Origin of the sequence: Stappia sp. (assembly GCF_965276915.1) — a bacterium.
GTDB lineage: Bacteria > Pseudomonadota > Alphaproteobacteria > Rhizobiales > Stappiaceae > Stappia.
Window position 1 is genome coordinate 4,162,477 of sequence record NZ_OZ255709.1, and the last position, 25,133, is coordinate 4,187,609.

Annotated in this window: 28 protein-coding genes; 15 read left to right on the forward strand and 13 right to left on the reverse strand. The window is 66.0% G+C overall.

Annotation, left to right across the window (positions count from 1 at the left end):
* Positions 1 to 63 precede the first annotated feature (63 nt).
* Positions 64 to 387, reverse strand: coding sequence for a DUF1476 domain-containing protein (locus ACQY46_RS19450; RefSeq protein WP_428697630.1), 324 nt, complete (start codon positions 385 to 387; stop codon positions 64 to 66).
* 417 nt (positions 388 to 804) lie between these two features.
* Between ACQY46_RS19450 and purC the strand changes: the two genes are divergently transcribed.
* On the forward strand, positions 805 to 1,602 hold the full coding sequence (gene purC / locus ACQY46_RS19455) for a phosphoribosylaminoimidazolesuccinocarboxamide synthase (RefSeq protein WP_306029899.1): 798 nt from the start codon (positions 805 to 807) through the stop codon (positions 1,600 to 1,602).
* A gap of 94 nt (positions 1,603 to 1,696) precedes the next feature.
* On the opposite strand, the gene ACQY46_RS19460 is transcribed toward purC, so the two are convergent.
* On the reverse strand, positions 1,697 to 2,461 hold the full coding sequence (locus tag ACQY46_RS19460; RefSeq protein ID WP_428697631.1) for an SDR family oxidoreductase: 765 nt from the start codon (positions 2,459 to 2,461) through the stop codon (positions 1,697 to 1,699).
* Positions 2,462 to 2,671: 210 nt separating this feature from the next.
* Between ACQY46_RS19460 and purS the strand changes: the two genes are divergently transcribed.
* Genes purS through ACQY46_RS19480 form a run of 4 tightly spaced genes read left to right on the forward strand, consistent with a single transcriptional unit; the run spans position 2,672 to position 4,052 of the window.
* On the forward strand, positions 2,672 to 2,914 hold the full coding sequence (gene purS / locus ACQY46_RS19465) for a phosphoribosylformylglycinamidine synthase subunit PurS (RefSeq protein WP_428700525.1): 243 nt from the start codon (positions 2,672 to 2,674) through the stop codon (positions 2,912 to 2,914).
* A gap of 35 nt (positions 2,915 to 2,949) precedes the next feature.
* Positions 2,950 to 3,057 (forward strand): phosphoribosylformylglycinamidine synthase-associated small membrane protein, encoded by a 108-nt coding sequence (locus ACQY46_RS19470; RefSeq protein WP_428697632.1) that lies wholly within the window; start codon positions 2,950 to 2,952, stop codon positions 3,055 to 3,057.
* 39 nt (positions 3,058 to 3,096) lie between these two features.
* Positions 3,097 to 3,771 carry a phosphoribosylformylglycinamidine synthase subunit PurQ gene (gene purQ, locus ACQY46_RS19475; RefSeq protein WP_428697633.1) on the forward strand — a complete coding sequence of 225 codons (675 nt, stop codon included), beginning with the start codon at positions 3,097 to 3,099 and terminating at the stop codon, positions 3,769 to 3,771.
* Positions 3,772 to 3,794: 23 nt separating this feature from the next.
* A complete protein-coding gene (locus tag ACQY46_RS19480; RefSeq protein ID WP_428697634.1) occupies positions 3,795 to 4,052 on the forward strand; it encodes a DUF2164 domain-containing protein in 258 nt (85 codons plus the stop codon).
* On the opposite strand, the gene ACQY46_RS19485 is transcribed toward ACQY46_RS19480, so the two are convergent.
* On the reverse strand, positions 4,049 to 4,834 hold the full coding sequence (locus tag ACQY46_RS19485; protein ID WP_428697635.1) for an AraC family transcriptional regulator: 786 nt from the start codon (positions 4,832 to 4,834) through the stop codon (positions 4,049 to 4,051). The two genes, ACQY46_RS19480 and ACQY46_RS19485, sit on opposite strands and share 4 nt — an antisense overlap.
* A gap of 155 nt (positions 4,835 to 4,989) precedes the next feature.
* On the opposite strand from ACQY46_RS19485, the gene ACQY46_RS19490 reads away from it, so the two are divergent.
* Positions 4,990 to 5,529, forward strand: a complete 540-nt coding sequence (locus ACQY46_RS19490; RefSeq protein ID WP_428697636.1) for a peroxiredoxin-like family protein — start codon at positions 4,990 to 4,992, stop codon at positions 5,527 to 5,529.
* Positions 5,530 to 5,535: 6 nt separating this feature from the next.
* Here the strand turns inward: ACQY46_RS19490 and yegS are convergent, their stop codons facing one another.
* Complete coding sequence (yegS, locus tag ACQY46_RS19495) at positions 5,536 to 6,432, reverse strand: lipid kinase YegS (RefSeq protein WP_428697637.1); 897 nt, start codon at positions 6,430 to 6,432, stop codon at positions 5,536 to 5,538.
* Positions 6,433 to 6,598: 166 nt separating this feature from the next.
* Here yegS and purL point away from each other — a divergent pair, with 166 nt between their 5' ends.
* From purL to ACQY46_RS19515, 4 genes are all read left to right on the forward strand, one after another.
* A complete protein-coding gene (gene purL / locus ACQY46_RS19500) occupies positions 6,599 to 8,797 on the forward strand; it encodes a phosphoribosylformylglycinamidine synthase subunit PurL (RefSeq protein ID WP_428697638.1) in 2,199 nt (732 codons plus the stop codon).
* Between the two features lie 111 nt (positions 8,798 to 8,908).
* Positions 8,909 to 9,142 carry a BolA family protein gene (locus ACQY46_RS19505; protein WP_306029889.1) on the forward strand — a complete coding sequence of 78 codons (234 nt, stop codon included), beginning with the start codon at positions 8,909 to 8,911 and terminating at the stop codon, positions 9,140 to 9,142.
* Between the two features lie 65 nt (positions 9,143 to 9,207).
* Positions 9,208 to 9,540, forward strand: coding sequence for a Grx4 family monothiol glutaredoxin (gene grxD, locus ACQY46_RS19510; protein WP_428697639.1), 333 nt, complete (start codon positions 9,208 to 9,210; stop codon positions 9,538 to 9,540).
* A gap of 211 nt (positions 9,541 to 9,751) precedes the next feature.
* Positions 9,752 to 10,030, forward strand: coding sequence for an antitermination protein (locus ACQY46_RS19515; RefSeq protein WP_428697640.1), 279 nt, complete (start codon positions 9,752 to 9,754; stop codon positions 10,028 to 10,030).
* Between the two features lie 124 nt (positions 10,031 to 10,154).
* Here ACQY46_RS19515 and ACQY46_RS19520 read toward each other — a convergent pair whose 3' ends face one another.
* From ACQY46_RS19520 to ACQY46_RS19530, 3 genes are all read right to left on the reverse strand, one after another.
* Positions 10,155 to 11,423 carry an Hsp70 family protein gene (locus ACQY46_RS19520; protein WP_428697641.1) on the reverse strand — a complete coding sequence of 423 codons (1,269 nt, stop codon included), beginning with the start codon at positions 11,421 to 11,423 and terminating at the stop codon, positions 10,155 to 10,157.
* A 106-nt stretch (positions 11,424 to 11,529) separates the two neighbouring features.
* Positions 11,530 to 12,459 (reverse strand): tRNA 2-thiocytidine(32) synthetase TtcA, encoded by a 930-nt coding sequence (gene ttcA / locus ACQY46_RS19525; RefSeq protein ID WP_428697642.1) that lies wholly within the window; start codon positions 12,457 to 12,459, stop codon positions 11,530 to 11,532.
* 115 nt (positions 12,460 to 12,574) lie between these two features.
* A complete protein-coding gene (locus ACQY46_RS19530; protein WP_428697643.1) occupies positions 12,575 to 14,359 on the reverse strand; it encodes a diguanylate cyclase in 1,785 nt (594 codons plus the stop codon).
* A 274-nt stretch (positions 14,360 to 14,633) separates the two neighbouring features.
* On the opposite strand from ACQY46_RS19530, the gene ACQY46_RS19535 reads away from it, so the two are divergent.
* A complete protein-coding gene (locus ACQY46_RS19535; RefSeq protein ID WP_428697644.1) occupies positions 14,634 to 14,807 on the forward strand; it encodes a hypothetical protein in 174 nt (57 codons plus the stop codon).
* A gap of 29 nt (positions 14,808 to 14,836) precedes the next feature.
* Here the strand turns inward: ACQY46_RS19535 and ACQY46_RS19540 are convergent, their stop codons facing one another.
* The 4 genes from ACQY46_RS19540 to ACQY46_RS19555 form a co-directional block, all read right to left on the reverse strand.
* Positions 14,837 to 15,805 carry an MBL fold metallo-hydrolase gene (locus tag ACQY46_RS19540; RefSeq protein WP_428697645.1) on the reverse strand — a complete coding sequence of 323 codons (969 nt, stop codon included), beginning with the start codon at positions 15,803 to 15,805 and terminating at the stop codon, positions 14,837 to 14,839.
* Positions 15,806 to 15,956: 151 nt separating this feature from the next.
* A complete protein-coding gene (gene rpsD, locus ACQY46_RS19545; RefSeq protein WP_428697646.1) occupies positions 15,957 to 16,574 on the reverse strand; it encodes a 30S ribosomal protein S4 in 618 nt (205 codons plus the stop codon).
* Positions 16,575 to 16,829: 255 nt separating this feature from the next.
* Positions 16,830 to 17,240, reverse strand: coding sequence for a hypothetical protein (locus ACQY46_RS19550; RefSeq protein ID WP_428697647.1), 411 nt, complete (start codon positions 17,238 to 17,240; stop codon positions 16,830 to 16,832).
* A gap of 242 nt (positions 17,241 to 17,482) precedes the next feature.
* Positions 17,483 to 18,694 (reverse strand): NADP-dependent isocitrate dehydrogenase, encoded by a 1,212-nt coding sequence (locus ACQY46_RS19555; protein ID WP_428697648.1) that lies wholly within the window; start codon positions 18,692 to 18,694, stop codon positions 17,483 to 17,485.
* Positions 18,695 to 18,994: 300 nt separating this feature from the next.
* On the opposite strand from ACQY46_RS19555, the gene ACQY46_RS19560 reads away from it, so the two are divergent.
* Both ACQY46_RS19560 and ACQY46_RS19565 read left to right on the forward strand, forming a co-directional pair.
* Positions 18,995 to 19,561 (forward strand): molybdopterin-dependent oxidoreductase, encoded by a 567-nt coding sequence (locus ACQY46_RS19560; protein ID WP_428697649.1) that lies wholly within the window; start codon positions 18,995 to 18,997, stop codon positions 19,559 to 19,561.
* Between the two features lie 104 nt (positions 19,562 to 19,665).
* Positions 19,666 to 21,099 (forward strand): sensor histidine kinase, encoded by a 1,434-nt coding sequence (locus ACQY46_RS19565; RefSeq protein ID WP_428697650.1) that lies wholly within the window; start codon positions 19,666 to 19,668, stop codon positions 21,097 to 21,099.
* 105 nt (positions 21,100 to 21,204) lie between these two features.
* Here the strand turns inward: ACQY46_RS19565 and ACQY46_RS19570 are convergent, their stop codons facing one another.
* Positions 21,205 to 21,777, reverse strand: coding sequence for an HdeD family acid-resistance protein (locus tag ACQY46_RS19570; protein ID WP_428697651.1), 573 nt, complete (start codon positions 21,775 to 21,777; stop codon positions 21,205 to 21,207).
* 147 nt (positions 21,778 to 21,924) lie between these two features.
* Between ACQY46_RS19570 and ACQY46_RS19575 the strand changes: the two genes are divergently transcribed.
* On the forward strand, positions 21,925 to 22,728 hold the full coding sequence (locus ACQY46_RS19575) for an RNA methyltransferase (protein ID WP_428697652.1): 804 nt from the start codon (positions 21,925 to 21,927) through the stop codon (positions 22,726 to 22,728).
* A gap of 22 nt (positions 22,729 to 22,750) precedes the next feature.
* Positions 22,751 to 23,542 carry a glutamate racemase gene (gene murI, locus ACQY46_RS19580; RefSeq protein ID WP_428697653.1) on the forward strand — a complete coding sequence of 264 codons (792 nt, stop codon included), beginning with the start codon at positions 22,751 to 22,753 and terminating at the stop codon, positions 23,540 to 23,542.
* 187 nt (positions 23,543 to 23,729) lie between these two features.
* Here murI and ACQY46_RS19585 read toward each other — a convergent pair whose 3' ends face one another.
* Positions 23,730 to 25,130 carry a cyclic nucleotide-gated ion channel gene (locus ACQY46_RS19585; protein ID WP_428697654.1) on the reverse strand — a complete coding sequence of 467 codons (1,401 nt, stop codon included), beginning with the start codon at positions 25,128 to 25,130 and terminating at the stop codon, positions 23,730 to 23,732.
* Positions 25,131 to 25,133: the final 3 nt, after the last annotated feature.

The following is a 25,133-nucleotide window of genomic DNA, read 5'->3' on the forward strand; positions in this document are numbered from 1 at the left end:
GTGAGCGGGTGCCGGCAGGATCCGGCGGCGCGAACGCCGCCGGTATCGGTTCGCGTTGCGGCGTCAGCCTTCGTTCTGGATCTGCTCGGCGGCCTGATGCAGCAGCTCATCCATGGTCCGGCGGATCTGATGGTCCGACTGGTCAACGCCGGCGTCGTCGAAGTCCTTGCGGATCTTGCGGAACACGTCCTCCTCGCCCGGCTCCTCGAAATCGGAGCGCACGACCTCCTTGGCGTAGTCCTGCGCCTTGTCGGCATCGAGGCCGAGCTTTTCCGCAGCCCAAAGGCCAAGCAGCTTGTTGCGGCGCGCCACGGACTTGAAGCGGAGCTCCTCGTCGTGGGCGTACTTGTTCTCGAAGGCCTCCTCGCGACGGTCGAACGTGCTCATGCCTGTGTCTCCTGCCTCGTCTCGGGTGCGGCCCGCCGTTGCTGGTGGCCGCTGGAAGGGTTGCGGATTGCGCCATATTCTCGGGCTTCTGTCATATGGGTATCCGGTGCGCTCTTGCATATCCTTCGCAGGCCGCCAAATCAACGCGATAAGAACCCCCGCCCGGGCATTGACAGGCCATGTCCACGGCGTTTCCGGGGAAAGTCCCTGCCCGTCCGAACGGACCGGAAATTCTCTTTTCGCGCTTCATTGTACTTTACCGGGCGATCGTGTAGGTTCCGCGCCATCGAGCGGGGGGCCGAAAGTGCAACTGCCGTTCTCGCGCCTTCCGATGACCGTCCCGACCAGCCCGAACGGCCGATCAGACAGCGTCCACCGGGCTCGGGACCGCAGTCAACCGGAGCAACTCCGCCAGTTATGGATTTTCTTTCTCCAACACGGTACGTGCCTATGAACCGCCGCAGGCGCATTTACGAGGGCAAGGGCAAGATCCTCTACGAGGGCCCGGAACCCGGGACGCTCATCCAGCACTTCAAGGACGACGCGACCGCCTTCAACAACAAGAAACACGAGATTATCGATGGCAAGGGAGTCCTGAACAACCGGATCTCCGAGTTCATCTTCAATCACCTGAACGGGATCGGCATTCCGACGCATTTCCTGCGCCGCATGAACATGCGCGAGCAGCTGATCCGCGAAGTCGAGATGATCCCGCTCGAGGTCGTCGTGCGCAACGTCGCCGCCGGCTCGCTGTCCAAGCGCCTCGGCATCGAGGAAGGCACACAGCTGCCGCGCTCGATCATCGAGTTCTACTACAAGAACGACGCTCTCGATGACCCGATGGTCTCCGAGGAGCACATCACGGCCTTCGGCTGGTGCTCGCCGCAGGAGATGGACGACATCATGGCGCTGGCCATCCGCGTCAACGACTTCCTCTCCGGCCTGTTCCTTGGCGTCGGCATCCGTCTCGTCGACTTCAAGATCGAGTGCGGCCGGCTCTGGGAAGGCGACATGATGCGCATCGTCGTCGCCGACGAGATCTCGCCCGACAGCTGCCGCCTGTGGGACATCCAGTCCAACGAAAAGATGGACAAGGACCGCTTCCGCCGCGATCTCGGCGGCATGCTGGAAGCCTACCAGGAAGTGGCCCGCCGCCTCGGCATCCTCAACGACAATGACCGCGCGGCCGGCACAGGCCCGGTTCTCGTCAAGTAGGACCGCCTGCGCGCCGCATGTCTGCGGCCGTCACGAACGAGGAAACCCCGGCCATTGGCCGGGGTTTTTTGCTTGGGGTGCCTTCGCACGCTGCTCAGGTGCGGTTGATCGAGACGCCGCCATCGACCAGCATCGCCGTGCCGGTGGTGAAGCTCGACGCGTCCGAGGCCAGGTACAGAACCGAGCGGGCGATCTCCTCCGGGCTCGAGATCCGCTTCAGCGCATGCAGCCCCTCGACGAAGCTTAGTGCCTCCGGTGTGTCGGCGGCCTCGCGTCCCATCGGCGTGTCGATGCCGCCGGGCAGGATCGCGTTGACCCGGATCGCCTGCTGCCCGTGGTCGGCGGCCAGCACCTTCATCAGTCCGACCATCCCCGCCTTGCTCGCCGCATAGGCTGCCATGCCGGGAAAGCCGACCGTGTGCCCGACGATGGTCGAGGTGAAGATGAGCGATCCGCCGCCGCGCTCCTCCATCGCCGGCACCTGATACTTGGCGCCGAGGAAGGCCCCGGTCAGGTTGGTGGAAAGCGCCATGTTCCAGTCGTCAAGCGACAGCGACGGGACCGGTCCCATCGGTCCGAGCATGCCGGCATTGTTGAAGCCGATGTCGAGCCCGCCGAAGCGGTTCTTCGCCAGGTCGACCAGCGCCTCGGCATAGGCCTCATCGCGGACATCCCCGGCAAGTGCCACAGCCTGGCCGCCATTGTGCGAGATCTCGGCTGCCAGTTCCTCAAGCTCCGCCTTGCGGCGGGCCGCAAGGACCACCGCACAGCCCTCGGACGCGAACAGCCGCGCCGTTGCCGCGCCGACGCCCGAACTTGCTCCGGTGACGATCGCGACCTTGTTTTCCAGTACAGGCATGAAACCCTCCATTGCCGTTGCCAATGACAGGCTTGGTAAGCGGCGAGAGGCGACGGCGACACCCGATTAGAGATCGTGCCTGTGCGGAGCGCATGGGATCATGCAAAATGTACAGAAGCCCCTTCCTTCCGTACGGCCGCCGCGCTAGAAGCGGCGCGAAAGCCCGACCGGCCGCGATCCGTGCCGGCCCCCCATTCGCGGAGACGAGCCCTGATGAAAGCACGCGTGACCGTCACCCTGAAGACCGGCGTCCTCGACCCGCAGGGCAAGGCCATCGAGGGCGGCCTTGCCGCGCTCGGCTTTGCCGGCATCGACAGCGTGCGCCAGGGCAAGGTCTTCGACATCGAGCTTGGCGGCCGCGACGCGGACAGCGCCCGCGCCGACCTTGCCGCCATGTGCGACAAGCTGCTCGCCAACACGGTGATCGAGAACTACGACATCGAGATCCTGTAAGGGATCGCGGATCGACAGGAACGCGGGAGGCCGGCATGGACGAGGACAGCGCCCGGGCCCTGCGTTTCATGCTGGTCAAGGCAGCGCTCTTCATCGTCCTGCCCGCCTTGCTTGCACTGATCGCCGCGCTGTTTCTGGTCTGAAGCCCGTTCTGGTCCGAACTCCAAGGGAGCCGTCCCGCCATGAAATCCGCCGTCGTCACCTTCCCCGGCTCGAATCGCGAGCGCGACATGATGCATGCGCTGGAGCTGGTCTCCGGCCGCAAGCCGGCCGCCGTCTGGCACGCCGACACGCAACTGCCCGACGTCGACCTGGTGGTGTTGCCGGGAGGCTTTTCCTATGGCGACTACCTGCGCTCCGGGGCGATTGCCGCACGCGCGCCGATCATGGATGCGGTCCGCGCCTTCGCGGACAAGGGCGGCCTCGTGCTTGGCGTGTGCAACGGCTTCCAGATGCTGACCGAGGCAGGCCTGCTGCCGGGCGCCCTGATGCGCAACGCCGCCCTCACCTTCGTCTGCCGCGAGGTGCTGATGGAAACGGCCTCCACCGCAAACCGCTTCACCGCGGCGATGCAAAAAGGCGCGACCTGGCGCTGCCCCGTCGCCCATCATGACGGCAACTACTTCGCCGATGCGGACACGATCCGCGCGCTGGAGGAAGAGGATCGTGTCGCCTTCCGCTACGCCAAGGGCACCAATCCGAACGGCTCGATCAACGACATTGCCGGCATCACCAATGCCGGCGGCAACGTGCTCGGCATGATGCCGCACCCGGAGAATTACGTCGATCCGCTGCAGGCGAGCACCGACGGCCGCGCCTTCTTCGAGAGCATCAGCAACGCCTTCGCCACCGCCTGAGGGCTCGATCGACGGAGGGCGCCATGAACCGCTCCCCTTTCAGCACCGACGAGAAAACGGAACTGGTGCACCGGTTGCGCGCACATCTGCGCGATGAGCTCGATGTGGAGATCGGTACGCTCGAGACCGAAGAGTTCCTGGATTTCCTGGCGGGCGAGATCGGCAACGCCTTCTACAATCGCGGCCTCTTCGACGCCCAGGCAGCTATCTCGACCCGCCTCGAGGAGGCGACGGACGCGGTCTATCAGCTGGAAAGGCCGACGACCGGCGGGCCCCGCTAACCGGCCCGCGCGCAGGCGCTCGGCGCATGTCCGAACTGGCGCGAGAAGGCACGGCTGAAAGCGGCCGCGCTTGAAAAGCCGACCCGCCCCGCAACCGTCTTGAGCGACCCGCCACGGCCGATTTCCTGGCGCGCGATGCCCAGCCGCCAGTCCTGCAGATAGGCCCCGGGCGTGCGCCCCACGACATCGCGGAAGGTGGTGGCAAAGGCGGTGCGCGACATGCCGCACAGGCCGGCGAGATCCTCCAGCTTCCAGCGGCGCTCGGGCGCCTCGTGCATGGCGACCAGCGCCAGCATGATCTGCGGATGGCCCAGCCCGGCAATCAGCCCGTTTTCGGCGCGGCCGGTCTCGATCGCATGTCGCAGGAAACGGATCACCACGATCTCGCAAAGCCGGTCGACAATCGCCTTGCCGCCGCATCGCGGCCGCTCGACTTCCTCCAGCAGAACAGTGGACACGGCAGCCAGCGCCGGCGCGTCCTCAAGATCGACGCGCACCTCCGCCGGCAAGGCCATCGCCAGCGGCGATCCCTCCCCGCCCAGGTCAACCCGAGCGGCAACCGCGACATCGCCCTCAGGCGGCGCGGACACGCCCCCGGCCGGGGCACCTCCCGTGCGGAACACCAGCCAGCGGGGACGCGAGGCCTGTTCCGCCATGCCCTCGGTGATCAGGAAGAGATTGACGCAAGACGGCGCCCTGCCCGCGAGCGGGGCATGAAGAACGGAGGCGTCGATCCGGAACCGGTCGATCAGGGCCGACAGCCGGTCAACCCGCTTCTGCATGACATCCATGGCGCACCTGAACGATATGGCAAGAAATTAGCATCGATGTTGCTCAGGAATACACTATCTAGAAATTCCGGACAATGCGTCCCGCACCCGTCCAAGACAGCCCGGCAGCCGGCCGGGCGCTCCCCTTTGCCCAGAAGGATACGCCCATGCCCCTCCTCCCCCGCCAGCCCGTTCCCGGCCTCATCATTGACACGCTCGACCACGGCACCTTCGACCTTGCGTCCGAAGCTCCGGATTTCGCCACGCTCGTCGTCTTCTTTCGCGGTCTGCACTGCCCGATCTGCGCCACGTATCTGAAGGAACTGGAGCGCCTGACCCCGGACTTTGCCGAACGCGGCGTGACGACCATTGCGATCTCCTCCGATGGCGAGGAACGCACCCGCGCGATGGCCGAGAAGATCGGCGCAGCCAACCTGCGCTTCGGCTACGGATTGCCGCTCGAACTGGCGCGCGAATGGGGGCTTTACGTCTCGACCGGACGCGGCACGACATCGATCGGCATCGAGGAGCCGGAGCTCTTCTCCGAGCCGGGCGTCTTCCTGGTCCGCACCGACGGCACGCTCTATTTCGCCTCGGTACAGACGATGCCCTTCGTCCGCCCGCATTTCCAGGAGATGGTCGGCGCCCTCGATTTCGTGCGCAAGAACGACTATCCGGCGCGCGGCGAATATACCGGCGCAGTCTGAGGCGCCTCAGGCCCGGGTCACGAAACGAAGCGCTCCCGGCTCGACCCTGACATCTAGCCGGGAGGCAGACATCGGCTCGCCGTCGAGATTGAGCGACAACTCCTCCTCCGCCTCGACACGCAGCGAGGTGAAACTCGCCCGCCTTGCATAACCCTGCAGGTTGCCGTCGGGCTCGCGCAGCAGGCTCGACAGCAGCGACAGGACGTTGTCGGCCTCGGGCTGGGGGAACAGCGTCAGGTCGAGACGTCCGTCATCGACCTTCGCCTCCGCGCAGAGCGGCACGCCGCCGCCCGCCATCCGCCCGTTGCCGATGGCCATGGCGAGAAACTGTCCTTCCCAGCTGAACCCGTCGGCGGAGAAGGAGGCCCGGCTCGGTGTCAGTTCGCCGATCCGGCTGGCGCCGGCGATCAGATAGGCCGCCCCGCCCAGCAACCGCTTGGCGCGCGGATCCGTCTCGCGGGTAATGCGCGTGACCGTCCCGCCGCTGGCGACATTGACGAAGACACGCTCGTTGATGCGGCCTATGTCGATCTTGCGCGGCGTGCCGGAGGCCGCGAGGGCGAGCGCCGCATACGGTTCGACCGGCAGATCGAGACCGGCCGCGAAATCGTTCGCGGTCCCGAGCGGCAGCAGCGCAAACGCGCAAGACGTCGCGGCATTCGCTGAAAGGGCGGCGGCGACAACCTGGTTGAGCGTCCCGTCTCCGCCCCCGGCGACAATCACGTCGGGCTGTTCCCCGGCCTCCCGGCGCACTGCCTCGCGCGCGAAAAGTGCCGCATCTCCCGCATCGTAGGTCACACTCACCTCAAGCTCGGCGCCCTGCTCGCGCACGCGTTCAACAGCCGCCCGCACATCCTCGCGCTGCGAGGACTTGCCGTTCAGGATGAGATGCATGCGGCGCATGGAGGTGGTCCGGTATGTTGGCGGGAGGGAGAAAACCGGGACGAGGAGGTGGTCGATCGTCCCATGTTCGAAGATGGGTGTGACGACAGGGAATGTCTACAATTCCCTTTGGCCTCCCGGTTTGCTAAACGGGCGGCATCTTTCGCATCCAAGGCTGCAGGCGCCCATGATCCCCAACGACATCGCGATCACTCCCGAACTGGTCAAGGCCCACGGCCTTAAGCCGGATGAATACGAGCGCATTCTGGCGCTGATCGGGCGCACGCCGAGCTTCACCGAACTCGGCATCTTCTCGGCCATGTGGAACGAGCACTGCTCGTACAAGTCCTCGAAGAAGTGGCTGAAGACGCTGCCCACGACCGGGCCGCGCGTCATCCAGGGACCGGGCGAGAACGCCGGCGTCGTCGACATCGGCGACGGCGAGACGGTGGTCTTCAAGATGGAGAGCCACAACCACCCCTCCTATATCGAGCCTTACCAGGGCGCCGCGACCGGCGTCGGCGGTATCCTGCGCGACGTGTTCACCATGGGCGCGCGCCCCGTTGCCGCGATGAACGCGCTGCGTTTCGGCGCGCCGGAGCATCCGCGAACCCGCCATCTCGTCTCCGGCGTCGTCGCCGGTGTCGGCGGCTATGGCAATTCCTTCGGAGTGCCAACGGTCGGCGGCGAGGTTGAGTTCCATTCCCGCTACAACGGCAACTGCCTGGTCAACGCGTTTGCGGCCGGCATCGCGCCCGCCGACGGCATCTTCCTGTCGAAGGCCGAGGGCGTCGGCCTGCCGGTCGTCTATCTCGGCGCCAAGACGGGCCGCGACGGCGTTGGCGGTGCCACGATGGCCTCGGCCGAGTTCGACGAAACCATCGAGGAAAAGCGCCCGACCGTGCAGGTCGGCGATCCCTTCACGGAGAAATGCCTGCTGGAAGCCTGCCTGGAGCTGATGAAGACGGGCGCTGTCGTCGCCATCCAGGACATGGGCGCGGCAGGCCTCACCTGTTCGGCCGTGGAGATGGGTGCCAAGGGCAATCTCGGCATCACCCTCGATCTTGACAAGGTGCCGGTGCGCGAGGAGCGCATGAGCGCCTACGAGATGATGCTCTCGGAAAGCCAGGAGCGCATGCTCATGGTGCTGAAGCCGGAGAAGGAAGACGAGGCCAAGGCGATCTTCCGCAAGTGGGGGCTCGACTTCGCCATTGTCGGCGTGACCACCGACACGCTGCGCTTCATCGTCAACCACCAGGGCGAGACGGTCGCGGACCTGCCGATCAAGGAACTCGGCGACGAAGCTCCCGAATATGACCGTCCCTGGGCGGAAAGCCCGAAGCAGCCGCTGCTGTCCGCCTCGGATATCCGCGAGCCCGAAAGCTACGCGGACGCGCTGCTGACCCTCCTCGGCAACGCCAACGGCGCCTCGCGCCGCTGGGTCTACGAACAATATGACACGCTGGTCCAGGGCAACACCGTCGCCTCGCCGGGGGGCGATGCCGGCGTCATCCGGGTCGGCGACAACGGCAAGGCGCTCGCCTTCTCCGTCGACGTCACCCCGCGCTATGTGGAAGCCGACCCCTTCGAGGGCGGCAAGCAGGCGGTCGCCGAATGCTGGCGCAACCTGACCGCCGTCGGCGCCGAGCCGCTGGCGGCCACCGACAACCTCAATTTCGGCAATCCCGAGCGCCCCGAGATCATGGGACAGCTCGTCGGCGCGATCAAAGGTATCGGCGCGGCCTGCGAGGCCCTCGACATGCCGATCGTCTCGGGCAATGTCTCGCTCTACAACGAGACCAGCGGAGAGGGCATCCTGCCGACACCGGCGATTGGCGGCGTCGGATTGCTGCCGGATGTGACCAAGCGCGCCAGCCTTGCCTTTTCCGGCGAGGGAGACGTGATCGCGGTGATCGGCGGCCATGGGTCCCATCTCGGCCAGAGCGCCTACCAGCGCGACATTCTGGGCGAGGAGAAGGGTGCGCCGCCCCCGGTGGACCTTGCAGCCGAGCGACGGCGCGGCGACTTCGTTCGCGAGCTGATCCGCGCCGGTCGCGTCACCGCCGTGCATGACATTTCCTCCGGCGGTCTCGCCGTCGCTCTCGCGGAAATGGCCATGGCCGGTGGCAAGGGGGCGAGCGTCGCGGTTCCCGCCCCCGCCCATGCCGCGCTTTTCGGCGAGGACCAGGCCCGCTACGTGGTGACGATCCCCGCGGACAGGGCCTCGGCCGTGGTCGAGGACGCGCTCGACGAAGGGCTCGAGATTGTCGAGATCGGCAATGTCGGCGGCACGGGTTTGACGGTTGAGGACATTCTCACCATATCCGTTGCAAAGCTGCGCGAGACCCACGAGACTTGGTTCCCGCGCTACATGGCCGGCGCCTGAGGCAACGGCCGCATGGCGTCCGCAAGGATTGCCGTGAAGGAAATGCAAACCGAGGATTGCAGGACCGGACATCCGGCCCTGCGGACTGCCCGACAGGAAGGACGTGACAGTATGGCGATGCAGGCGCGCGAGATCGAAGCCCTGATCAAGGAGGCCCTGCCCGACGCACGGGTGGAAATCCGCGATCTGGCAGGGGACGGAGATCACTATGCGGCGGTCGTGGTGTCGGATGCCTTCAAGGGCAAGACGCGCGTCCAGCAGCACCAGATGGTCTACCAGGCCCTGAAGGGCAACATGGGCGGCGAGCTGCACGCGCTGGCGTTGCAGACCAGCGCTCCCGAATAGCGGCCCGCCCGCAACCAATTCCACGCTCGCCGGACCTTGACCCGGCGGAACGAAAGGACAGGACAATGAGCATCAAGGACTGGATCAAGAGCGAAGTCGAGAACAACGACGTCGTGCTGTTCATGAAAGGCACCCCGGCCTTCCCGCAATGCGGGTTCTCCGGCCAGGTCGTGCAGATTCTCGATTATGTCGGCGCCACCTACAAGGGCATCAACGTGCTCGAGGATGACGAGCTGCGCCAGGGCATCAAGGAATTCTCCGACTGGCCGACCATTCCCCAGCTCTATGTGAAGGGCGAGTTCGTCGGCGGTTGCGACATCATCCGCGAGATGTTCCAGAACCAGGAACTGCAGTCGCATCTTGCCGAAAAAGGCGTCGAGACGCGCCAGTCGGCATGACCTTCACCTGAATTGACAGGTTAATAAATAGTTAATAAAGGGCGGATCGAAGTCGATCTGCCCTTTATTTTTACAAAATTTGAAGACTAGGCAAAATTTGCCGAATCACCCACGATGAACGTCAGATGAACGCTCGCTTCAGGTCGTACTCAGTCCGGGCGGGATAGTCCTCGGTTGTATCAGGGGTTCCCGACACCGAAAGGATTGGCAGATGCGGATCGCGAAACTCGCCGTTACCGGTATCGCTCTCAGCCTGGGGCTGGGTCTTGCAACATTCGCTCAGGAGTCGGATGCCGGCCTCCGCCGCATCTCCTGCGTCAATCTCATGGTCTTCGCGCCCGCCAACGGCATCAGCGACGCCGACACCTGCCGCTCCCATGGCGGGCTGGCGGCGGAAGGCGCAACGGCGGCTCCTGCCGCTCTCGTTATCCTTGTGCGCAACCGGCCCGCGGGTTCCGACCACGGCCTCACCGTCGGCAAGGGGTCCTGAGAGGGCAGCAGCCCTGACACCGGATTGGCCACGCTCGGAGTGACGCCTGCTTCCCCGCGAGACGTCGCCGCCCTGCTTCAGATCCGGAACGGCATCGCTTGTCCCGACCACGACGCAATACGGCTCACACGGGGCCGTATTTGCGTGCCGCGTCAAGCGCCAGCCCCGCCCCCACGCTTCCAAAGACATCGCCCTGCACCACCGCTGCTTGCGGGAACAGGCGCGTCAGCCGTTCGCGCACGAAAGGCACGGAGGCCGATCCGCCGGTCAGGAACACGGACGAGATCGCTTCCGCCGGAACGCCCGCCTGGGTCAGGCAGCCGGCAAGTGCGCCCTCGATCCCGCCGACCGACTGCTCGATCGCCGCGATCAGGTCCTCGCGCGCCACGTCGATGTCGAGATCCTCGTCGCGCATCGGAAAGCGCAGACGGTGGAGCTCGCTGCCGGACAGCATGATCTTCGCCTCTTCCACGGCGCCGGCAAGCGCATGCCCCTGCCGCTCGGCGACCACCGACATCAGCCGCTCGACAAGATCCGGCCGGTCCGCGTCCTGCCTGAGCGCCCTCAGCCTGGTGTCCACCTGCGGGGCGTAGAGGAAATTGATCCTGTGCCAGGTGGCGAGTTCGAAATAGGCCCAGTTCGGCAGGTCGCGCCGGCGGTCGCGCGCCAGCGTTCCGTATCCGAGTTCCGGCATCAGCTTGCGCAGGCTGAGGAGCCTGTCGAAATCGGTGCCGCCGATATGAATGCCGGCGCTGGCGAGAATGTCGTCGCGACGATCGGCGCTGCGCCGGCGCTCGGGCGACACGCGCACGATGGCGAAATCCGACGTGCCGCCGCCAAGGTCGACGATCATCGCAAGCTCTTCCCGCGACACCGAGCGCTCGTAGTCGAGCGCCGCGGCAATCGGTTCGAACTGGAAGGCGACGGAGGCAAAGCCGGCGGCCCGGGCGATCGCCTCCAGTTCCCCTTCGGCACGGCGGTCGGCCGCCTCGTTGTCATCGACGAACCGGACCGGCCGACCGAGCACCACCGCATCGAGCGGCCGCCCCGCGGCCTGCTCCGCCCGGTGCTTCACCTGGCCGAGATAAAGGCCGATGATCTCGGAAAAGGTCCAGCGCTGCGCCTTGATCGTGGTTTTCTCCGCCATCGTGCTTGAGCCGAGCACGCTCTTGAGAGCCCGCATCAGCCGCCCCTCGATGCCTTCGACATAGGCGCCGACCGCGGCCCGGCCGAAGCGCACATGCCGCTCCTCGAAGGGGAAGAAGATCGTGCTGGGAAGCACGACGCTGTCACCTTCCAGGGGCAGGAGACGGGCCGAGCCGTCACGATCGATGATCGAGGCCGTTGAGTTGGACGTGCCGAAATCGATGCCGCAAGGCTGCTGGAGTGTCATCGTCTGGTTCCGGGAATTCACGCCGCCGATGGCAACGCGGGAAAGAAAGTAAAAGCCGGGAAAGGTGCCCTTCCCGGCTCAGCGTGTCGGTCTGGAACGGTGGTGTCTATTCGGCGGCGAAGAGCCGCGCCGTCATCGCAAGCGCCGCGCCGCAGCCCTCCGCTTCCTCGCGGGGCTCCGCTGCGGCGGGGAGACCGGGCGCAAGGCCCGCGAAATCGAACAGCGTCCCGTCATGGAGATGCGACGGCCGTACCTGGGTCAGCGCCTTCGCCATGGTGGCAAGCCGTCCGGGATGGGCGTGCTCCCACTCCTCCAGCATGCGCTTGACCTCGGCCCGCTGCAGGCCGTCCTGGCTGCCGCACAGGTCGCACGGGATGATCGGGAACTCCATGGCCTTGGCGAACCGGGCGATGTCGGCTTCCGCGCAGGAAATCAGCGGGCGGAGCACCATCAGGTCGCCGTCGTCATTGACCAGCTTCGGCGGCATCGATGACAGCCGGCCGCCATGGAAGAGGTTCATGAACATCGTCTCGAGCGCATCCTCGCGGTGATGGCCCAGAACGATCGCCTGACAACCCTCCTCCCGCGCCGTGCGGTAGAGAAGTCCGCGCCGCAGCCGCGAACAGAGCGAGCAATAGGTCCGCCCTTCCGGGATCTTCGAGGTGACGATCGAATAGGTGTCCTGGCACACGATCCGGTGCGGAACGCGGTTGGCGGAGAGGTACTCGGGCAGCACATGCGAGGGAAAGCCCGGCTGTCCCTGGTCGAGATTGCAGGCGAGGAGGTCGACAGGCAGCAACCCGCGCCACTGCAGCTCCAGCAGCACGGCAAGCAGCGTGTAGCTGTCCTTGCCGCCGGAAAGGCACACCAGCCAGCGCGGCCGCGCGCCGCTCGCCTCGACCATTGCATGACGGGAGATCGTCTCGCGCACCTCCCGCACGAGCCGCTTGCGCAGCTTGCGAAAACCGACCGAGGACGGCGCATTGCGAAAGAGCGCCGGTATGTCGCTCTCCGCACTGTTGGCAAGATCGGTCATGGGACGGTCCCGGATATCTCGGAATGTTGGCTGCTCGCCGTTGCATAACGGCTTGCGGCAGCCGCGCCAAGCGGAAAGCCGCTTTCGCGGAGGACCGGCCTCATGCGGCAGGCTCTCAGGTTTCGGCGTCGCCGTCGCGCCGGGTTCGGTTGCGCCCGGAAGCCTTGGCCACGAACAAGGCGTCGTCCGCACGGGTGCGTACCGTACGCAGGGACCGGCCGTCGCGGCTGTCGGCGATGCCGATCGACACGGTGACCGTACCGAGAATGCGGCCCGTGTGGCTGAGCGACAGGGTCGCCGTGCGCGTCCGGATATGTTCGGCGATCTGGTAGGCCTCCTCCGCCGTCACATCGGCCAGCAGCACCGCGAATTCCTCGCCGCCGAAGCGGTAGCAGGTACCGCGATCGCCGACGATATCGGTGAGGACGCCGGACACTGTCTGCAAAACCGTGTCGCCGGCATCGTGGCCGAACTCGTCGTTGAAACGCTTGAAATGGTCGATGTCGATGACGAAGCAGGTCAGCTCGACGCCCGCCCCCTGGCGCGCATGCCTCGCCAGCGCCTGGTCGAGCGAACGCCGATTGAGCAGGCCGGTGAGCGGATCGCGCACGGCGAGGCTGGTCAGCCGGTCGCGCAGCTGCAGGTTGGCGATGGCGAGGGAGACGTTCTCGCCGATCATTCCCAGATAGGTCTTGTAGTCGGCGATCGAGGCGACGTCGCCGGAGATGTCCGCGACGGACAACAGGCCGAGCGTGTCGCCGTGAGCGCTCAAGGGAATGCACAGCGCCGATTCCGAGCCTGACGAAACCTGATGCGTGCAGTCCACGTCGTCCCCGCCCGTATGGCTGTGATGCGGCTGGCCGCGCCGCAATCCCCAGCAGTCCTCCGGATCCAGGCTCGCGGCGACGTCGTCAGGCAATTGCCACGTCCCCATGCACCTGAGCATCGCCCTGGGATCGCTGCGCACGAACAGCGCTCCGCCAAGTTCGGGAAAGATCTGCGGCGAGAAACGGCCGACGACATCCGCCACCTCTGCCACCTTCTGGCAGGCCTGCATGCGGTGCATCATCTGGAGAATGAGATCCTTCATCTTCAGGTCGCGGCGGCGCTCGGCGTCGAGCCGTTCGCGCTCCAACCCGTTTTCCCGGAAGATGCGGATCGCCGATGTCAGTTCGCCGATCTCGTCCCTGCGGCCGTCATGGGGCACCTCGACCGCGAAGTCCTGCGTGGCAAGGCGCTTGACGATGCCGGTCATGCGGGTAAGCGGCACGGAGACCCGGCGGCGCAGGACGAAATAGAGGACGGCGAGAAACACGATCGCGGTCACGCCAAGCAGGATGCGCGCAATGAAACCGAGCCAGTCGCTCCAGATCTGCGCGCGTTGCAGCTCAAGCCCGGTCCTGATGTCGACCATCTTGCGGAACCGCTCGACCTCGTCGACGAGACGCACATGCTGTCGATAGTGTTCATCGCCGAAAAGCGCGGCCCGCGCGGCAGCGACCTCGCCCGCCTGATACGCCTCGATCGCCTGTCGCTCGATTGCCTCGAGCCGGTCTATCGTGGCCGTGGTCTCTTTCAGCAAGGCGAGTTCATCATCGGTGCCGCCGAGGGTCTCGGCATGACGGGCCAGTTCCTCGAGCCGGTGCTCCTCCTCGTTGACCTTGTCGAAGACGGCAAGATGGGCGGGGTCCCCCCGCATGACGAAGAGACGGGCCTCGTCCGTCCGCAACTCGGCATCGACTTCAAGCCGGGCTCCGAGATCGTTGAGCGCCATGTGCACTTCCACGGCCCGCCGCTCGTTGGCGGCCATCTGACCGGACATGATAAACGCGAAACCGGACAGGACCGTGAGGGCGACCGTGACGCCATAGGCCAGATTGGTGATCGTGCTGATCTTCATGGTGAATTCTGGTGCTTCCGGAGTGTCGACTACCCCCTTGCATTAGCATGCGGGTAGCATCGGAAAAGCAAACAAGCGCCGTCCGGTTCGGGCCGCCGATGATTTTCAGGCGATGTGGCAGATTTGCTCACAGCCCTTGGCGGACGAGAGGCGGCATTCCGCGCGGTTGCGGTTGCAATCGCGATCCCGATCCGTCACCGTTGGAGCGGCTTCCCGTCGTCGCGTCTCCGGCTCGCCGGGACCGCACCGGAACCGGAAACCGTAAAGGCCCGCCTTGCGCCCTCTTCTGCCGATCAGCCTTGCAGTCGCCCTGCTTGCGGGAGCGTGCGCCTCCGCCTCGGTTGGCACGGTCGTGCTGAAGTCCGACGGACGCGGCGCAGCAACCATCGACACGCGCTCGCTGATCATAGGGACGCCGGGCAAGGCCGACATCCCGCCCCCGCCATAGCCGCGGTCCGGTCCCGGGTGTGACCGGCCTCAGCCCGCCGGCACGTAGCGCCAGGCCGTGTCCTTGACCTCGACCCTGCCGACGCCCGGCCATGGCAGGTGATACCCGATCAGCATCAACCCGTCCGTCGCCGCGCGGTCGAGGAGCGCACGGCGGGTGGCGATCGCCTGCTCCGGCACCTGGTCGGAGGTCGGCTGCCAGTCGGGCCTCTCGAAGGAGATCGTCGGGTGGGTCAGCGCGTCGCCAAGAATGAGAAGCTGTTCGCCGCCATCCTCCACCAGAACCGACATGTGTCCCGGCGTGTGGCCCGGCGTCGCGATCATCGTCACGCCCGGCACAACCGCATGGTCCGCGCCGACACGGGTGATCTTTTCCGCCACCGCGCCAAGATTTCGCTGCGCGCCCAGCCCGAAGGAATGCAGCTCTTCCGGATTGTTGGCCAGGAAGTCCGGGTCCATCCAGAAGTCCCATTCCCCGGTGCCGATCAGATAGCCGGCGTTCGGGAACCGTTCCGCCTCGTCGAAATCGTCGATGATGCCCCACACATGATCGGGGTGGGCGTGGGTCAGCACCACATGCGTGACCGCCTCCCGGTCAAGGCCGGCCGCGTCGAAACTGTCGGCAAGCAGCCCGGCGCTTTCGAAGAAATTCATGCCCGCCCCGGTATCGACGAGCACCAAGGCATCGCCGGAACGGATCAGGGTGATGTTGAGAGCGCTGTCGCGCATCGCCGTGTCGAAACCGCCGGCTGCCAGGAAGGCGGACCTTTCAGCCTCCTCCACATTGCCGGCCAGGGTCGAGGCCGGCAGCGACAAGCCGCCATCGCTCAGGATGGTGAGTTCCGTTGCGCCCAGCGTCAGGCGATGGGCGTCCTGCGCGGCGCGCGCAGGCGAAGGCAGGAGCGCCCCGCCGACCGAGGCCCCGCCAAGCGCGGCAAGCCGCAATGTTGCCGGCGCGGCGAGGCCGCCGCCAAGAATTGTCCGTCTTGAAATGGTCACCGTGGCCTCTCCCTTTTGAAGGCATCATATTCGAGCACGCGAATATGAAAAGGGAAGAAGTCGCATTCGCACCGGCTGATCGCTCGCGCAAACGAGAAAGGGGCGCGCCGATCGGCGCGCCCCTCTTGCAGGCCTGGCGAAACTGCAGGTGTCAGCGCGAGTAGAACTCGACGATGAGGTTCGGCTCCATCTGGACCGGGTACGGCACGTCGCCCAGCGTCGGAACGCGGGAGAAGGTCGCGCTCATCTTGCTGTGGTCGGCGACGACATAGTCCGGCACGTCGCGCTCGGCGAGCTGGACAGCCTCGATCACGGTGACGAGCTGCTTCGACTTCTCGCGAACCTCGATCACGTCGCCGGCGTTACAGCGGTAGCTGGAGATGTTGACCCGGCGACCGTTGACCTTGACATGGCCGTGGTTGATGAACTGGCGCGCGGCGAAGACAGTGGGAACGAACTTCGCGCGGTAGATGACGGCATCGAGACGGCGCTCGAGCAGGCCGATCAGGTTCTCGGACGTATCGCCCTTCATCCGCGAGGCTTCCACGTAGATCTTGTGGAACTGCTTCTCGGAGATGTTGCCGTAATAGCCCTTGAGCTTCTGCTTGGCGCGCAGCTGCACGCCGAAGTCGGAGAGCTTGCCCTTGCGGCGCTGGCCGTGCTGGCCGGGGCCGTACTCGCGGCGGTTGGCCGGAGACTTCGGGCGACCCCAGATGTTTTCGCCCATCCGGCGGTCGATCTTGTACTTTACGCCATGGCGCTTCGACATACGCGGTTCCTTCGTTGTATGTGCGTTTTTACAAGGAAACGCGACCTCCTCTCCTCCTCCGGTGCGGGTATCGGAAGAGGCGACAGGGAACCCGGCCAAACAGCGCCGGCAGGCTTCCCGCGGTTGCGTGAAATGCAAAGCGGGCCAACAGGGCCCGCCAAGCGACGCGATGCCTACCCCAAAGCAGGCTGCGAGTCAAACGAATCCGCCGGCTTTCTCCCCTGCGGGGACCCTCGCTGCACGCGGACCGGGGGTTCAGTCCGTACCGGGCAGCAGGCCGTGCGGCACCTGGCTGTAGAGCGGATCTCCGTCCCAGAACGCATCGGTCGGGCCAACCGCGAAATCGACCACGTTCCAGCGTCCATAGGCCTGGTGCATCAGGACATAGGTCTGCAATCCGTCCATGTAATCGACCTGTTCGCGGTAAACCGTGCGCGCCATGTCGATAGCCTCGCCGCCCGGGCGCTGCGGCGCCACGATGGCGAAGGCCCAGCCGCCCGAGACCTGCAGCCGCTCGATCACGAATTCGACCGGAGGCCCGACGCGTACCTCGACCAGCGGCCGGATCGTGTTCATCAGTTCGGCGCGCTCGGTCGTGCCCCGCCCCGGCTCGTAGGCGCCTTGCGCCAGCGCCCCGGAGCCTCCGGCCAGAACCGACAGCATCATGACCATGGCTCCAAGCCAAACCGGCATATGTCCCGTCCGTGAAAACAGCATCTTGTCCCCTGCCCTTTATGTCCCGGTCGATGCCGCGCCCGGGCATCGCCGGAAAGCTTTTCATCCTGGCCGTCCTCAAGGCAAGGCCGCCCCGCGACGTCGCAAAGAAAAAGGCGCCAGGTGGCGCCTTTTCCGGATTTCGAACGTGATCACCAGCTGGCGCTCACGGGTTGGCGCCCAAGGGCTGGCGTTCAGGCCATCGCCTTCTGCAGGTTCTCGTCGATCTTGTCGAGGAAGCCGTTGGTGGTCAGCCACTTCTGGTCCGGGCCGACGAGCAGCGCCAGATCCTTTGTCATGTGACCGGACTCGACCGTGTCGATGCAGACCTTCTCGAGCGTCGCGGCGAATTTCGCCAGTTCCGGCGTGTCGTCGAGCTTGGCGCGGTGGGCAAGGCCCCGGGTCCAGGCGAAGATCGAGGCGATCGGGTTGGTCGAGGTCTCCTCGCCGCGCTGGTGCTGGCGGTAATGGCGGGTAACGGTGCCGTGGGCGGCTTCCGCCTCGACCGTCTTGCCGTCCGGAGACATCAGCACCGAGGTCATCAGCCCGAGCGAGCCGAAGCCTTGCGCGACGATGTCCGACTGCACGTCGCCGTCGTAGTTCTTGCAGGCCCAGACATAGCCGCCCGACCACTTCAGCGCGGCCGCGACCATGTCGTCGATCAGGCGGTGCTCGTACGTGATCTTCTTCTTCTCGAAGGCGTCCTTGAATTCCGCGTCGAAGATCTCCTGGAAGAGATCCTTGAAGCGGCCGTCATAGGCCTTGAGAATGGTGTTCTTGGTCGACAGGTAGCACGGCACGCCGCGTGCCAGCGCGTAGTTCATCGAGGCCCGGGCGAAATCGCGAATCGAATCGTCGAGGTTGTACATCGCCATGGCGACGCCCGACGACGGGGCATCGAACACTTCATGCTCGATCGTGGTGCCGTCTTCTCCGACGAACTTCACCGTCAGCTTGCCCTTGCCCGGGAAACGGAAATCGGTGGCGCGGTACTGGTCGCCGAAGGCATGGCGGCCGACGATGATCGGCTCGGTCCAGCCCGGCACCAGGCGCGGCACGTTCTGCATGATGATCGGCTCGCGGAAGATCACGCCGCCGAGGATGTTGCGGATCGTGCCGTTGGGCGAACGCCACATCTTCTTCAGGCCGAATTCCTCGACGCGCGCCTCGTCCGGCGTGATCGTCGCGCATTTCACGCCAACGCCATGTTCCTTGATCGCGTTGGCCGCGTCGATGGTGATCTGGTCGTCGGTTTCGTCGCGCTTCTCGATGCCGAGGTCATAGTACTTCAGGTCGATGTCGAGATAGGGATGGATCAGCTTGTCCTTGATGAACTGCCAGATGATCCGCGTCATCTCGTCGCCGTCGAGTTCGACAACCGGATTGACAACCTTAATCTTCGCCATAGTGCAGATGACCTCGCGTCTTGGGTGGCTCCCGCGCCTCATGCGCCCGATACCGCCGGTCCTGCCGGCGCGCCTGCCATGACCGGTTGGCGCCGCCGGTCGCAGCGACCGCGCGGCCCCTATACCAAAGGGGCGGCGAAACGGGAAGCCGGCCATTCGTCAATAAGCACGCAAGGTCGTGCCGCGAATGCCGCTTGAGGCTGTCCCCGTGATCCCCAGGGCGTAACCACGATCGGCGCCGACGCTTGCGGGAACTGCCTATTCGTCGCATACCTCCCCTGTAAAAGATTCGGAGGGAGGATGCGGCTCGAATGGTGCGGAATGGGCAATTTCGATAGATACGGGCGGGGCCGCCTGGCCGGCCGTGTCGCGGTCATTCTCGCGATCTGCCTGGCATTCGTCGCTGCCGGCCCGTTCGGCATGCGGTCTGCTGCGGCGTCGGACAAGCCGGTTCTCGTCGTCAGCGGCGCCATCGCCGGCAACGCTCCCCGGGCCTTCACCCGCGCCGACCTCAAGCGCATCGGCATGACCGGCGTTTCCACCGACACCCCCTGGACCCGGCGCACGACCTTCTTCGAAGGCCCCTTGCTGCGACAGTTGCTCGACCATGTGGGCGCGCGCGGCGACAGGATCGAGGCGGTCGCGCTCAACAACTACAGAGTCGAGGTTCCCATCGAGGACGCCCGCAACTACGATGTCATTCTCGCCATGCGCGCCGACGGGCAGGATATCGGCATCCGCGACCGCGGACCGCTCTGGCTGATCTATCCCTGGTCGCAGCACGAGGCGCTGCAAAGCGAACTCTACTACTCGCGCTCGATCTGGCAGATCCGCGAGATCATAGTGGTAGCCGGCGACGCTGGGTAGTTCTGGTTGAAATGCCGCTTCCATCGACGCCGCGTCGATTGTAAGCTGCCTCGACAGGACACCCGCACGATATTGTGCGCGTGCGTCGAGTGGACCGGGTGGCAATGGACCTCAGCGCGAAATGGGTGCGGGCACTCTATGTGTCCCTCATGATCGGCGTCGCGATCATCACCGGCTCGCTGTTCATCGTGGTATCCACCCTCAATCGCCAGAACAGCGAAGACCGCTCCGAATACCGTCAGAGCCTGATCTGGTACACGGCACAGCTCGTGGTCGAGTACCAGGACCTGATGCACGCCCTCAATACGATGATCGTGCATGACGGCGGCGAGGGCCATCGCCAGGAGGTGTCGGCACGTTTCGACATCCTGTGGAGCCGCGCCATGCGCCTCGACGAGGGCGAGGCCGGCCAGGAACTCGTGCGTGTCGACGGGTCCGTGCCGCTGATGGCCGAGCTCGAGAAGACCCTGCTTGCGTCCGACCCGCTGATCAAGCGGATCAGCGCCGGCGACGTGGGCGCCGCCCTCAAGCTGCGCGGCGACTTCGAGGCGCTGCAATCCACCCTCGATTCGTTCCGTTCCGCCGTGTACCGTCTGCAGCTGGAGGCGGCCTCGCGCCAGCGCGGCGTTCTCCAGCGCACCGTCGATCTCGTCCTCTTCCTGATCATCGGCCTGCTGGTCGCCGGCGTCTCCATGGGCCTGCTGCTGCTGCGCGACCGCCGCCGGCTGGTGCGCCTGCAGACGCAGCTGGAGCGCCGGGTCGCCGAACGCACCGGAGAGCTTGCCCACGCCAATGCGGAGCTCTTGTCCGCCAACGAACGGCTCACCCAGTTCAACAACCTCGCCTCGCACGACCTGAAGGAACCGGTTCGCAAGATCACCGTCTTCAGCGACCTGCTGCTGGAAGGCGTTGCCAACAGCGACAGCGAGACCATCGACTATGCGGCGAATGTCATGCGCGCCTCCGCCGGCCGCGCCAAGACGCTGATTTCCAACCTGCTCAACTATTCGGCCGCCTCCGACCGGGAACTCTCCAACGAGCCGGTGCGCCTGTCCGTCCTCATCGACCGCGTCCGCGACAGCCTGTCGGAGCGGGTGCGCGAGGGCGAGGCCGAGATCGTGCTGAGCGAGGGCGATGCCGAACTGCTCGGCGACCCGGTTTTCCTGGAGCAGCTCTTCCAGAACCTCGTCGGCAACGCGATCAAGTTCCGGGATCCCGAACGGCGTCCCCGCATCGAGATCCTTGCCGAACGCGACGAGAACGGCGCCCCGCTGGCCGTCATCGTCCGGGACAACGGCATCGGCTTCGACATGGCCCACAAGGCGCAGGTCTTCGAACCGTTCCGGCGGCTGCATCCGCGCGACCGCTATGCCGGCACCGGAATGGGACTGGCGATCTGCTCGGCCATTGCCCGCCGTCACGGCTGGGACCTCGATGCAACGAGCGTGCCCGGCGAAGGCTCCACTTTCCGGATCGACTTCGCACCGGCGAAGCGCCTGGCGGCATCGGACGCCGCCCAGCTGGCCGCGGCCGAGTAACCGGGCCCGGCACAGCCGGCGACGGGAGCCTGCGGTTCTGGACGTCGTGCCCGTCCCGCCTTCAGGCCGGTTTTCTCAGGCTCCCGCTCCTCAGATTCCCGCTCCTCAGGTGCCCGTTCGTCTGGTGTCTGTTCGTCTGGCCGCCAGCGCGATCGCGATATAGCTCCATCCATTAGTGAGAACGGCAACGCCGCCGAGCAGCCCGAGCGCCCACAGCGCCGAGGTGGGAAACTCCAGCCAGATGCACAGGCCGGCAAGGATCGAGATGATGCCCGCCGCAAGCACCCAGCCCCAGCCGTCATGCGGACGCACCTTGAGGGCCAGCAGGATCTGGGTGACGCCCTGGGCGAGAAGGATGCCGGCCACGACCAGCGTCAGCGTGAAGGTGCCGACCAAGGGGTTGTAATAGACCGCCGCCCCGCCGATCAGGGCGATCAGCCCGGTGGCAACGTTCCACAGGAACCCGCTCCACCCCTTCACCGAGAAGGCGTGCCAGATCTGCAGGATGCCCCCGACAACGAAGACCGCCGCGATGATCATCGTGACGGCGATGGAACTGGCCAGCGGCAGCGCGATCATCAAGGCGCCACCAAGCGCCAGCGCGATGCCAAGGGCGAGAAACCAGCCCCATTTGGCGCGCACGATGTCCGTGATGGAGGGAGCGGGAGCATCTGTCATGTCATTGATCCACCGTGTTGCAACCCCGGAATGCGGGCAGTCCGAGTGTAGCGCGTGACGCGGCGCTGTCGATGACCGGCGGCTGTGAGTACGGCCCCGGTGCGTCTCCACTGGAAATGCGCGCCGGATTGGGATATCTGCCGGCGCATGACACGCAACGCCTCCATTGATCCCGCCGCGCGGGACGTCGACCTTGTTCCGCCCTGCGTTATCCTGTGCGAGCCGCAGCTTGGCGAGAACATCGGCACCGCCGCCCGGGCCATGGCGAATTTCGGCCTCACCGACCTGCGCATCGTCAACCCGCGCGACGGCTGGCCCAACGAGAAGGCGCGTGCCGCGGCCAGCCGCGCCGACCACGTCATCGACGCCGTCCAGGTGTTCGACAGCGTCGAGGCGGCGGTTGCCGACCTCGGCCATGTCTTCGCGACGACGGCGCGTTCGCGCGAGGTCGCCAAACCGGTGCGCGGCCCCGACGAGGCCGCCGTCATCGCCACCCGGCTGGGTGCCGGCGGCACGCGGATCGGTTATCTCTTCGGCCGGGAGCGCTGGGGGCTCAACAATGACGAGGTGGCGCTGGCCAACGAGATCGTCACCTTGCCGGTCAATCCCGACTTCGCCTCGCTGAACATTGCCCAGGCGGTGCTCGTGTGCGCCTATGAATGGCGCGTCAAGGCGAACAACGGCGCCCTGCCTTTCCGCCTCGACGAGCTCCAGAACCCGCCGGCGACGAAGGACGACCTCGTTCGCCTGTTCGAACACCTGGAAGGCGCGCTCGACACGGTCAATTTCTTCCGCCCGGTCGAAAAGCGCCCCTCCATCGTGCGCAACCTGCGCAACATCCTTCAAAAAGCCGCACTGACGGACCAGGAAGTGAAGACCCTGCGCGGCGTCATCGCGGCGCTGGAGGGGCGGGCCACACGGCCGCGCAGCACAGAGCCGGACCAGCTATAACCTTCCGGGAGACTTCGGCGCAGTGACCCAGCAGGCACCGGTTCTGGTCTTTGACAGCGGCGTCGGCGGGATCACGGTCGCCCGCGAAGTCCGGCGCCTGATGCCGGAACTGCCGCTTGTCTACGCCGCCGATGATGCCGCCTTCCCCTATGGCGCATGGGACGGGGATGCCCTTGCCCGCCACTGTGTCGCGACCGTCACGGACCTCGTTCGCCTTCATCGGCCCCGGGCCGTGGTGATCGCCTGCAACACCGCATCGACCCTGGTCCTGCCGCCACTGAGGCAGGCGCTGGACATTCCGGTGGTCGGCACGGTTCCCGCGATCAAGCCGGCTGCAGAGCGCACGCGCTCGGGCCTGGTCAGCGTGCTCGCAACCCCCGGCACGGTCAGCCGCGACTACACGTTCGACCTGATTCGCCGTTTCGCTCCCGATGTTGCAATCACGCTGGTGGGGTCGAAGCGGCTCGCCGCCCTTGCCGAGGACAAGCTCGCCGGTCGCGTGCCGGACATGCAGGCGCTCGCCGCCGAGGCTGCCGCCTGTTTCGTCTCGCGCGACGACAGGCGAACCGATGTCGTCGTCCTCGCCTGCACTCATTTTCCGTTTCTGGCGGACGAACTGGCGGCTATCGCACCCTGGCCGGTCGAGTGGCTCGACCCCGCCCCCGCCATCGCAAGACGCCTGCGCGACGTGATCGCCGCCGCGACGCCGGGCGGGAGCGACCCGGCGATGCCGGGCATGGCCGACACGGTCGTCGCGACCTCGGGCGCCGACCTCTCCCGCTTCCTCCGGCTGCTCCAGGCGGAACCTGCCTGAGGCGCGAGGCGCCGCGAGCTCACCGCCGAGACGGTGCGCTCGCCCGAACTGAAATCCGCTCCGTTTCCGGCACGCCTCACCCGGTTTCATGACTGGAAGGGCGACCCGCCCTTGCTGCTTGCAACGCCGCGAGATGGTTTAAGAAGCAACCGGTCTTTAACGGCCGCGCCCTGGATACGGCCGGTCGTCAGCCGCGGGACGGAGGCGGCTTGAGGTCGTCTGCGTCCAGGAGATCCGCCTCCGGCTCCTCTTCCGGTTCATCCTGCGCCGGCTCGTCGTCCAGCAGGCCCGGGATCGTCGTCGCGGAAGCCAGTTCCTCCTCCATGATGTCTCCCCCGCCCTCTCCGGCAGAAACCTCGCGGGTGCGCTCCTCGACCTCGGCCAGAACCTTGCGTGCCACATCCGGCTTCTCCCGCATCAGCCTGTTCAGGTCATGCGCCTCCAGAACCATCAGTTGGGTCGGTTCCAGTGCGGTGACCTCGGCCAGACTGCGGCGGTGGCCGAGAATGGCCATTTCGCCGAAAAACGCGCCTTCCTCCAGCCGGAGACGGCGATCGCCGATCTCCACCTCGACCGCGCCGTCGGCGATGAAATACATGCGGCTCGTTTCGTCTCCGCGCCGCGAGACGACGGTGCCGGCGCGAACCGACTGGGCACGAAGCAATCGCGCGATCTCCGCGATCTCGGCGGCCTTCAAATCCTCGAACAACGGCACCCGCGCAACCATGCCCCAGGTGACGACGAAATCGCGCGAGTGGATTTCCCGCGCGAACGCGGTCGCCACGATGCCGACCGGAAGGGCGAGCAGGCCGTAGCCGAGCAGCATCACGACCCCGCCGATCATCTTGCCCAGAGCCGATATCGGCACGGCATCGCCATAGCCGACGGTCGTCAGCGTCGCCGTCGCCCACCACATGGCGCGCGGTATCGACCCGAAGACGTCCGGCTGCAGGTCCCCTTCGGCCAGATGCATGGCCGTCGCCGACAGGATCATGGCGCCGAAGATGATGATCAGGCTGGCGACGATCGCGTGCTTCTCCTCGCCGATGGCATTGGCAAGGGACCGTAGCGCCGGCGAATAGCGCGCCAGCTTGAGAAACCGCAGGAGGCGCAGCACGACAAACGCCTGCAACTGGTCGAACGGCGTCAGCAGGCTGACCAGGAACGGCAAGATCGCCAGCAGGTCGACGATTGCCGCGCTCTGGCGGGCATAGCGCCAGCGAGCGACAAGCGGGCTCAGTCGCCGATAGGGCGGATGCAGGTCGGCAACCCAGAGCCGCGCCGCATATTCCGCGAGAAAGGTCGCCCCGACGCATAGCTCGGCGAGATAGAGAAGCCCGCCCCAGCGGGCCTCGATATCCGGAGAACTCTCCAGAAGCACGAGCATGACAGTCGCGAAGATAAAGACAACGAGAACGCGGTCGACGATGCGGCCTTGCGGATCTCCGGCGGAGCCAAGTTCCAGCCAGCGGTAGAGGCGCGCTTTCAGACCCCGCTGCGCACGCGGCCCGCCGCGTGCGGCCCGGCCGGCAGTCGTGTGTGGATCGGAACCGCCCGGCGCATCGTCACGCTGAGGGTTCCGCTCCATCCC

Coding starts and splice junctions, on each gene's coding strand:
- ACQY46_RS19450 (WP_428697630.1), bottom strand. CDS start 387: ATGAGCACGTTCGACCGTCGCGAGGAGGCCTTCGAGAACAAGTACGCC.
- purC (WP_306029899.1), top strand. CDS start 805: ATGGATTTTCTTTCTCCAACACGGTACGTGCCTATGAACCGCCGCAGG.
- ACQY46_RS19460 (WP_428697631.1), bottom strand. CDS start 2,461: ATGCCTGTACTGGAAAACAAGGTCGCGATCGTCACCGGAGCAAGTTCG.
- ACQY46_RS19470 (WP_428697632.1), top strand. CDS start 2,950: ATGGACGAGGACAGCGCCCGGGCCCTGCGTTTCATGCTGGTCAAGGCA.
- purQ (WP_428697633.1), top strand. CDS start 3,097: ATGAAATCCGCCGTCGTCACCTTCCCCGGCTCGAATCGCGAGCGCGAC.
- ACQY46_RS19480 (WP_428697634.1), top strand. CDS start 3,795: ATGAACCGCTCCCCTTTCAGCACCGACGAGAAAACGGAACTGGTGCAC.
- ACQY46_RS19485 (WP_428697635.1), bottom strand. CDS start 4,834: ATGCAGAAGCGGGTTGACCGGCTGTCGGCCCTGATCGACCGGTTCCGG.
- ACQY46_RS19490 (WP_428697636.1), top strand. CDS start 4,990: ATGCCCCTCCTCCCCCGCCAGCCCGTTCCCGGCCTCATCATTGACACG.
- yegS (WP_428697637.1), bottom strand. CDS start 6,432: ATGCGCCGCATGCATCTCATCCTGAACGGCAAGTCCTCGCAGCGCGAG.
- purL (WP_428697638.1), top strand. CDS start 6,599: ATGATCCCCAACGACATCGCGATCACTCCCGAACTGGTCAAGGCCCAC.
- ACQY46_RS19505 (WP_306029889.1), top strand. CDS start 8,909: ATGGCGATGCAGGCGCGCGAGATCGAAGCCCTGATCAAGGAGGCCCTG.
- grxD (WP_428697639.1), top strand. CDS start 9,208: ATGAGCATCAAGGACTGGATCAAGAGCGAAGTCGAGAACAACGACGTC.
- ACQY46_RS19515 (WP_428697640.1), top strand. CDS start 9,752: ATGCGGATCGCGAAACTCGCCGTTACCGGTATCGCTCTCAGCCTGGGG.
- ACQY46_RS19520 (WP_428697641.1), bottom strand. CDS start 11,423: ATGACACTCCAGCAGCCTTGCGGCATCGATTTCGGCACGTCCAACTCA.
- ttcA (WP_428697642.1), bottom strand. CDS start 12,459: ATGACCGATCTTGCCAACAGTGCGGAGAGCGACATACCGGCGCTCTTT.
- ACQY46_RS19530 (WP_428697643.1), bottom strand. CDS start 14,359: ATGAAGATCAGCACGATCACCAATCTGGCCTATGGCGTCACGGTCGCC.
- rpsD (WP_428697646.1), bottom strand. CDS start 16,574: ATGTCGAAGCGCCATGGCGTAAAGTACAAGATCGACCGCCGGATGGGC.
- ACQY46_RS19550 (WP_428697647.1), bottom strand. CDS start 17,240: ATGATGCTGTCGGTTCTGGCCGGAGGCTCCGGGGCGCTGGCGCAAGGC.
- ACQY46_RS19555 (WP_428697648.1), bottom strand. CDS start 18,694: ATGGCGAAGATTAAGGTTGTCAATCCGGTTGTCGAACTCGACGGCGAC.
- ACQY46_RS19560 (WP_428697649.1), top strand. CDS start 18,995: ATGCGGCTCGAATGGTGCGGAATGGGCAATTTCGATAGATACGGGCGG.
- ACQY46_RS19565 (WP_428697650.1), top strand. CDS start 19,666: ATGGACCTCAGCGCGAAATGGGTGCGGGCACTCTATGTGTCCCTCATG.
- ACQY46_RS19570 (WP_428697651.1), bottom strand. CDS start 21,777: ATGACAGATGCTCCCGCTCCCTCCATCACGGACATCGTGCGCGCCAAA.
- ACQY46_RS19575 (WP_428697652.1), top strand. CDS start 21,925: ATGACACGCAACGCCTCCATTGATCCCGCCGCGCGGGACGTCGACCTT.
- ACQY46_RS19585 (WP_428697654.1), bottom strand. CDS start 25,130: ATGGAGCGGAACCCTCAGCGTGACGATGCGCCGGGCGGTTCCGATCCA.